Below are 8,090 nucleotides of genomic sequence, written 5' to 3'. Positions count from 1 at the left end.
GTTGCCCGGTGTGGTGTCTGCTTCTGTGAATCGACAGGGCTCTGGCATTTGGGCAAACCCTCCCGCATGGCCGCCGCCGCTGGCCACCCTCGCTGATTACTATCTCCTCACAGATTTGTTCCCCGCTATGGTGACATCTGTATCTATGACTTGACAGGGCTCTGGGATTGTTAAAAGCCCTCCCGCATGGCCGCAGCTGACCATGTTCGCCGACTATGGTCACGTCACAGATCATTCGCCCGCGTCTCGTAGTGTTAACGAAAGAGCTCGTTTGTGAGGAACCGATGCCAGAGGGCTCGTTATGAGGAGCTCGTAAGTCCCGATGTGCCCCTGCGTTTGCTGTAAAATCAGGTGATTGTGCTAAAAAAGACAGGCTTGCTCTGCAATATGGGCAGGTTTTCGCTGACAGTTGTGAAGGGCTCAAAAACACCTTTCGTAAACAGTCTGTGTCAATTTGCTGCGAACAACAGGGGGTAACAGTCACATTTTTAAACGTCATAAAGCATATAGGGCACTCACCTGCTCCAACCAGATCTTCTTTAACGGGTGGTGGTCGGAATCGACAAACGCCATGACAGTTATCTACGTAACAATTGAAACCGAAAGTATGCTGCTGTTGTTGTTCGGGGTTTTCGCTACCACCGCCAGAGTCAGAATGCGGGTAACTTGTGACAATGCCTTTAACTTGGGTGTTTGTCCCTGAGGTTTGCTGGGTGGATAAGTTGGATGACTGGCCTTGTTTTGGGTTATTTCTGGGACCAAACGTCATGGTGTTGATCGCAAACGGGTGATCCTGATTCGCCTCTGGTTGTCCCATGGGGTTAAACATCGGTGAATTGAGGTTCCAATAGCTGTTTAACAGCGAGCCAACAGCGATAAACGTTTCTAAAGTTAGCCGGGAATAAGTTTTGAAGTCTGGAGAGGTGTCATTGGTGGTCAGAGCCAGTTCATAAGCAACCAGCAGCGGAGTGGCACAAAGCAAATGCCACGAAATCGACTCAATAAGGGTTGTTGTTAATCCGTAACCATTAAGTCCATGTCGTTTGTCATCAGCCGGAAAATCCGGGTCGTTGAAACCGTTTGTACCCTCAATGTCCGGCGAGCTGCCCGACAATGTATTCAGGTCGGGCTTTATAGAAAAGATATGATCCGGAGAAACTGAACCACGATCCGGCACAAATTCGACAACAAAACGTCCTGTTAAGTTTTCGGCCTTGCAAATGACAGACAACGGGAACAACAACAAAAGAAACACCGTGGAGAGGGTTTTGTTCATCGTTAAATCCATACATTTTTATCCAGCTATGTGCAAAGTAGCCTAACAACAAGATAAGTATGCATTCCTGACCTCTTCCAATATGAAATGAGCGTGCATCTGGCCGATTGTTCAGGATTATGGGCTTAAGATAATCATGCACAAGGTTGATCAAAACCCTTCGGCAGGTCGAGGCATCAGTTCAGTAAGCTCTTAACATCGAAGCAGAGCACGACTCAAAAGAATCAGTAAACAGTCGGCTACAACCGCTCTCAAATCGGGATGGTCTGCTCATTTCCAGAAACTTGTTTTTGAGCAGCATTTCTAACGCTTATCCTTTTTAAAAGCAGCGGTTTTAAAGTTATCTATACTGGTCTGCAGAATAAATCAGGCATTGGACGTTTCGATGGTTAGAGACCGAATTGGACAGCATAGAATTTTAAAGATACTCATCGTTTTTTTTGTGCTTCTTGGGCACAGTCATTTACAGGCCGGCACAAAAACATTCAGATGCACCGTAGCAGGTCTGAGCATGGCGGTATTTACGTTTATGGTATTGTGGGATGCTTCTACTATGGAAGATGACCGGAAAGAGCGTCAAGCCCAGTACTTCTAGTGCTGGGAAGGATAGCTCGGAGTCCGATAGGACTCCTAATGCGGTCTATCCTGCTGTTCGATGTATTGCTTAAGAACTTCAATCGGCGCACCACCTACGGAACCCGCAAAGTAGCTCGGACTCCATAGAGCATTCTTCATATAGGCAGGCTTTATCAGCTCTGGATGGTATTGTTTCAGTCTTCGGCTTGAAACACCTTTCAGACTGTTTACCAGTTTTGATACTGCTACTTTTGGTGGATAGTTTACCAGAATGTGTACGTGATCTTGCTCGCCGTTAAATTCTTCCAGTTCTACTTCAAAATCAGAACATACGCTTCGGAATATTTTTTCAAGTGTTTTCAGATGTCTGTCTGTAAATACTTTGCCTCTGTACTTTGTGATAAAAATCATGTGTGCATGAAGCATAAAAACGCATCTTCTACCCTTTCTTAATTCCATTAGACCAACCTTGAAATAGCCATTATGGTCTATATAATAAATCATTATGGGTATTCAGACCAAAACACTGTCAGTCAGGGTGAAAGACAAACACGCAAAGGTACTGCGTGAAATGGCTTATGAGGTCAATCAAGTCTTTAATCTGGCTAACGAGCTAACCATGAAAGCCAATGGTCGTACGAGCGACTATGGGCCGGTTAAGCCTGTTTGGTTGTCTGCTTATGATGTCCAGAAGCCCGTTCTTGTTTTCAGGAAAGAGCAAAAGTACTTAATTCCGTCTCACACGGCTCAGGAAGTCTGTGCAAAGCACCATCAAGCTAGAAATCAATTTAAGAAAGCAAAGCTACGTTGGCGCATCAGCTCTGGAAGCAAGCGCTCTCTTGGTTGGATACCTTTCAAAAAAGGCTCTGCAAAGTGGTCTAACGGACAGGTAAGGTTTGCCAGAAAAAGCTTTAACGTCTGGGATAGTTACGGTCTTTCAAAGTATCAATTTCTTGCAGGCAGTTTTTCAGAAGATAGTCGTGGGCGCTGGTACTTCAATGTGGCGGTGCAAACCGAATCAAAACCTGTTACCGAAGGCAAAACCGCTATAGGAATTGATCTTGGGCTGAAAGATGTAGCTACTTGCAGTAACGGCGATCAGCTTGAATCAAAGCAGTTTTATCGTGAGCTGGAAGAAAGACTCGGTAAGGCTCAAAGAGCCAACAAGAAGCAAAGAGTTAAGGCTATTCATGCGAAAATTAAAAATCGCAGAAAAGACCAGATTCATAAATTTACGACACGGCTGGTAAACAACCACGCCGCTATATTCGTAGGCGATGTAAGCAGTACCAGACTAGCAAAAACGAAAATGGCTAAGTCTGTTCTGGATGCTGGTTGGGGAATACTGAAAGATCAACTGAAGTACAAAGCGATAGCGCAGTCAGTTGTGTTCGAGGTCGTCAACGAATCCTACTCCACCCAAACGTGTTCGAGCTGTGGCACTATTCCGTCCAGCAGTCCGAAAGGTAGAACAGGTTTGCGAATAAGAGAATGGACTTGTTCAGAGTGCGGAGCTGAACACCTGCGTGATTTAAATGCAGCAAAGAACATTCTTGCGGCTGGGCATAGCCGTCTCGCTGGAGGAATCCCACTGCTTTAGCTGTGGGAGGATGTCAATTTATCTCTTTTGTTACCAGAAGGCGGGCAGCTATGGGCTATCCAGTCCAGTCTATGTTTCAGGGCGTGGAGAATTATCGACCTAACCGATGGATTATTGCCAGTAAACTGATCGGTGAAACAGAGGGACCAAGGTTTGTTAAGCTGTCTGATGTAGAATTCTGGTGGAGTCTCTTTCCTTTTCAAGTGGACCCGAAAGTGACGAACCTGTTCAACCATCTTGAAAAGGATTACCAAAGATGGAAGAGCCTCACTCAGGCCAAATCAGAAGATTTACCTTCTGATTTTCTGCACTACTCGTCCCTGGTCGCCAGCAACTGTGAAGCCATTCAGATTAATAGTAATACTGCTGACAATAACCTTAAGGCATTCCATGGAGGCGATTACCTGAATAGCCGCATGCTCTGTCAGAACTGGCTGGGTGACTTTATTAAATGGCATGCCTATTTTGCCAGTCGCTACAACAAGTCAATCCCGGTGGTTCTGGTGCCTGACTGGCGTGAAGGAAAGGAAGCCATCCCCTACGAATCGACGCTGAGCAGGCTGGTCGGAGGCCATTTCCATGGCAGTGTCGCTTACTTGTTTAATGCCTATTATGACTTTCGCAAGTTGAGTTCACTCTATGGCAATTCTGATCAGGAGTTAGTTGTGGTAACAGATCGACCCAGTTATCAACTGAACAGGGTCAGTCGTTGGCCATCGTGGTTTTATAGCATCTTCCTGCCAGAGCCTTTCTGGTTAGAACATACACCTTGTGATCCAATGGCTGGCGGATGTCGTTTCAAAAATTTTTCCGGGAGTGAGGAGAAAGTGACTCCCTACCTGCTGAGTCATCCCGACACGGGAAAGCAGATTCTTATATTTCATCATGGTGAGACCCTCGTCGCCTGGTCTCTGGGTACATCCTGGTCATCGAAAAATAAAGTGGTTTCAAGGCGGGCAAAAAACAATCAATTTGAGCTGAATCTGATCGAAGCTTTTGAATTCGGTGCAACGAAGTAAATGTTCGTCTATAACAGCGCCAAATTCGGGATTTTTTGCTGATTCCCAGGGAATGTTTTGCTCTTAATCATGTGGGCAGCATTTCTAACTCTTATTCTTTTTAAAAGCAGCTGCTCTAAAGTTATCTATACTGTTCGGCATTATAAATGACGCATTGGACACATTGATGGTTAGATACCGAATTGGACGGCAAAGCATTTTAAAGATACTCATTGTTTCTTTTGCGCTTTCCGGGCACACTCATTTACAGGCCAAGATGAGAACAGCATGCAGCGACACTATTGTAGCTCTGGGCATGATGGCAGGCTTGTTAGGATTGGGAATAGGGCTATCGTGCTATCTTTCTGAGGAAGAGGAATTCGTTTTTTATGCCAGTAAAAGACGGGCATTTGCGAGACGGCCTGCACACCCTTTATATGTAGGCGTGCTGAATTATCAAACTGACCGTTGGATTGTTGCCAGCAAAGTGGTCGGTTTTCCAGAAGAACCAAAATTCTTTAGGCTGTCTGCCATAGAACACTGGTGGAGTCACTTTGACGCAGATCAGAGACTGAAAAGCCTGTTCAGTCATCTCGAAAAGGATTACCAGAGATGGAAGCGTCTCTCTACGATAGAACGAGAAAATGTGCCTTCTTCTTTTCTGCGCTACTCGTCCCTGATCGCGAGCAACTGTGAAGCCATTAATACAGCCGGCAGAACCATTAGGGCGTTCCATGGATCTGAAGACGATTATCTGAATAGCCGCGTGCGCTGTCAGAACTGGCTGGACCTCTTTATTCAATGGCATCCCTATTTTGCCAGTGACTTCAATAAGTCAATTCCGGTAGTTCTGGTGCCTGATTGGCAAGGAGGAGAGAGGGTTCTGTACGACTCGACGCCGAGTACAGTGATCGGCGGCCATTTGCAGAGCACGGTAGCTTATCTGTTTAATGCCAATTATAACTTTCGCCGCAGGTTGGAGTCACTTTATACCGGCTCTGATCAGGAGTTGATTGTGATTACGGATCGACCCGGTTATCAGCTGAGCAGGATCAGCTGGGGGGGCTGGAGCCAGTACAATGCCTTCCTGCCAGATCATCGCAAGATGTCCTGGACAGAACATGTCCCCTGTGATCCGGTGACAGGGGGCTGTCGCTTTAAAAATTTCTCCGGGTGTGCGGAACAAGTGACTCCCTACCTGCTGAGCCACCCCGAGACAGGAAGGCAGATTCTTATATTTCATCATGGTGAGACCGTTGTTGCCTGGTATCTCGGTGTACCCTGGTTATCCAAAAATAAAGTGGTTTCCAGGCGAGCAAAAAACAATCGATTTGAGCTGAATCTTACCAAGGCTTTTGATCTCGAAACAACAAGTAAATAGTCGTCTATAAAAGCTCCAAAGTCGTGTTGTTCTGCCGACTCCCGGAAACTGTTTTTCGATCAGAGTTTTTGCCCTTATTCTATTAACAAAAGGTGTTCTTTAATTATCTATACTGGGTGGTGTTATAAATTACGTGTTGGACGTATCGATGGTTAGACATCTGATTGGACAGCAGAATACTTTAAAGACAATTGTCGTTTTTTTAGTGCTCTCCGGGAACACTCACTTACAGGCCGGGATGAGAGCACACAGAGACACTCTTGTAGGGTTGGCGGTTCTGGCAGGGGTGACGATAGGGATATCGTACTATGTTTTCACGGAAGATGAATTCATTTTTTATGTCAGTAAAAAACAAGCAACTTCGGGCTACCCTGCCCACCCTTTATTTATAGGTGTGGTAAATTATCAAACTAACCGTTGGATTGTCGCCAGCAAACTGATCGGTAATACAGAAGAACCACATTTCGTTAAGCTGTCTGAAGTAGAATACTGGTGGAGTGGCATTAAGGCAGTGAAGGAGCAGAGACTGAAGAGCCTGTTCAGTCATCTCAGAAAAGATTACCAGAGATGGAAGAGTCTCACTCAAGCCAAACCAGGAGGTTTGCCTTTTGGTTTTCTGCACTACTCTTCCCTGATCGCCAGCAACTGTGAAGCCATTAATACTGGTAGCAGAACCCTCAAGGCATTCCATAAATCTGCAGACGATTATCTTGATAGCCGCGCAGTCTGTCAGAACTGGCTGGATCGCTTTATTAACTGGCATTCCTATTTTGCCAGTTACTACAATAATTCAATACCAGTGGTTCTGGTGCCTGACTGGCAAGAAAGAAAGGGTATCAAGGATGAATCGACGCCGAGTACAGTGATCGGTGGTCATCTACACAGCAGTGTCGCTTATCTATTTAATGCCAATTATGACTTTCGCAGGTTGAGTTCACTTTATGGCGGCTCCGATCAGGAGTTAGTTGTGATAACGGATCGACCCGGTTATCAACTGAAGAGGATCATTTGGAGGCCGCCGCGAGCGTACGACCTCTTTATACCAGACCATCAGAAGCTTATCTGGTCAGAACATGCACCTTGCGACTCAGTGAAAGGCGGTTGTCGCTTCAAAAATTTTTCCTGGAGTGCGGGGCAGGTGACTCCTTACCTGCTGAGTCACTCTGGCACAGGAAGGCAGATTCTTATATTTCATCATGGGGAGACCCTTTTAGCCTGGTGTCTGGGCAAGTCCTGGTTTGCCGAAAATAAGGTGGTTATGAAGGAAGCAAAAAACAATCGATTTGAGCTGAACCTCCTCGAAGCTTTTGGCCTGGACTCGGGCTTGGCAACGCACTGAACGAGCTGTTCTGGTCAGGGGAGTCGTCTATAGCAGCTCCCAGAAAGCCTGAATTAATGGGCTTTTGAGTTTTTTGTCCAGCACACATAATCCCACATCATAAGCTGCCAGCCAGGGAGTGATGTTCAGAATGTTAACCTTGTCGGACAGTGGGCTGTTATCCAGAACAATCTGGGGTACTACGCCGACTCCAAACCCCAAACTGACCATACTGACAATGGCTTCATTGCCAGCTACCTGAGCGTATATTTTTGGCTTGATGCCCTTGGTTGAAAACCAGTGATCCACCCGCTGTCGTCCAATACCTTTTTCTGACAGGATCATGGGCGTTCTACTCCACTCTTCAACCGACTCAGGGGTAGAAATTTCTCCTGAAGCAGGGCCTATGAAGACCAGTGGCGAGAGTCCGATACTATGAAACTGAATCTCTGAGGATAAATTATCCGGGCGGGCAGAAATGGCTATATCCTCTTTACCAGAGGTGATCAGCTGAATGGCTGAGTCAGGATCGCCAGTATGAAGTTTGATTTCAATGCTCGGATAGCGTTGGCGAAAGCGCTTGAGAATATCATAAAGAAAACTGTAGCTGGCGGTCACGGAGCAATAAACACTGATCTCACCTTTGAGCTCTTTGGATTCGGCAATCAACTCGTTACGAATCGCTGACCACTGAATCAGGGTTTCCCGGGCATATTTCTCAAATTTAATGCCTTCTGCAGTCAGGCTGACACTGCGGTTGTCCCGTTCAAACAGGTATACCCCCAACTTATTTTCCAGATGCTGTATGCTGCGGCTCAGGGTCGATGGGCTGATATGACAAGCTGCGCTGGCACGGCCGAAATGAAGTGTTTCAGCCAGACTCAGGAAATGCTTCAGTGGTTTCAAATCCATAATGACTGTTTCTCATCTTCGCTCAGGGG

General features: G+C 46.2%; 7 protein-coding genes. 4 read left to right on the top strand and 3 right to left on the bottom strand.

Annotated features, from left to right (window positions below):
* Both KDK16_RS03905 and tnpA read right to left on the bottom strand, forming a co-directional pair.
* A partial coding sequence (locus tag KDK16_RS03905; RefSeq protein WP_257274760.1) for a hypothetical protein occupies positions 1 to 1,288 on the bottom strand: 1,288 nt, incomplete at its 3' end.
* Positions 1,289 to 1,906: 618 nt separating this feature from the next.
* Entirely contained in the window at positions 1,907 to 2,311 is a 405-nt protein-coding gene (tnpA, locus tag KDK16_RS03900; protein WP_257274758.1) for an IS200/IS605 family transposase, read from the bottom strand.
* A gap of 46 nt (positions 2,312 to 2,357) precedes the next feature.
* On the opposite strand from tnpA, the gene KDK16_RS03895 reads away from it, so the two are divergent.
* The 4 genes from KDK16_RS03895 to KDK16_RS03880 all read left to right on the top strand — a co-directional run bounded on the left by KDK16_RS03895 (position 2,358) and on the right by KDK16_RS03880 (position 7,170).
* Complete coding sequence (locus tag KDK16_RS03895; RefSeq protein WP_257274757.1) at positions 2,358 to 3,452, top strand: transposase; 1,095 nt, start codon at positions 2,358 to 2,360, stop codon at positions 3,450 to 3,452.
* 50 nt (positions 3,453 to 3,502) lie between these two features.
* On the top strand, positions 3,503 to 4,471 hold the full coding sequence (locus tag KDK16_RS03890; protein WP_257274756.1) for a hypothetical protein: 969 nt from the start codon (positions 3,503 to 3,505) through the stop codon (positions 4,469 to 4,471).
* Between the two features lie 256 nt (positions 4,472 to 4,727).
* Positions 4,728 to 5,831, top strand: a complete 1,104-nt coding sequence (locus KDK16_RS03885) for a hypothetical protein (RefSeq protein WP_257274755.1) — start codon at positions 4,728 to 4,730, stop codon at positions 5,829 to 5,831.
* A gap of 238 nt (positions 5,832 to 6,069) precedes the next feature.
* Positions 6,070 to 7,170: a hypothetical protein gene (locus KDK16_RS03880; RefSeq protein ID WP_257274754.1), complete on the top strand. Its 1,101-nt coding sequence runs from the start codon at positions 6,070 to 6,072 to the stop codon at positions 7,168 to 7,170.
* A gap of 27 nt (positions 7,171 to 7,197) precedes the next feature.
* Here KDK16_RS03880 and ilvY read toward each other — a convergent pair whose 3' ends face one another.
* On the bottom strand, positions 7,198 to 8,061 hold the full coding sequence (ilvY, locus tag KDK16_RS03875; RefSeq protein WP_257274753.1) for an HTH-type transcriptional activator IlvY: 864 nt from the start codon (positions 8,059 to 8,061) through the stop codon (positions 7,198 to 7,200).
* Positions 8,062 to 8,090: the final 29 nt, after the last annotated feature.

The organism is Endozoicomonas sp. SESOKO4 (assembly GCF_024606275.1).
Note: the sequence above shows the minus strand (reverse complement) of the source record. Positions and strands in the feature narration are given on the sequence as shown.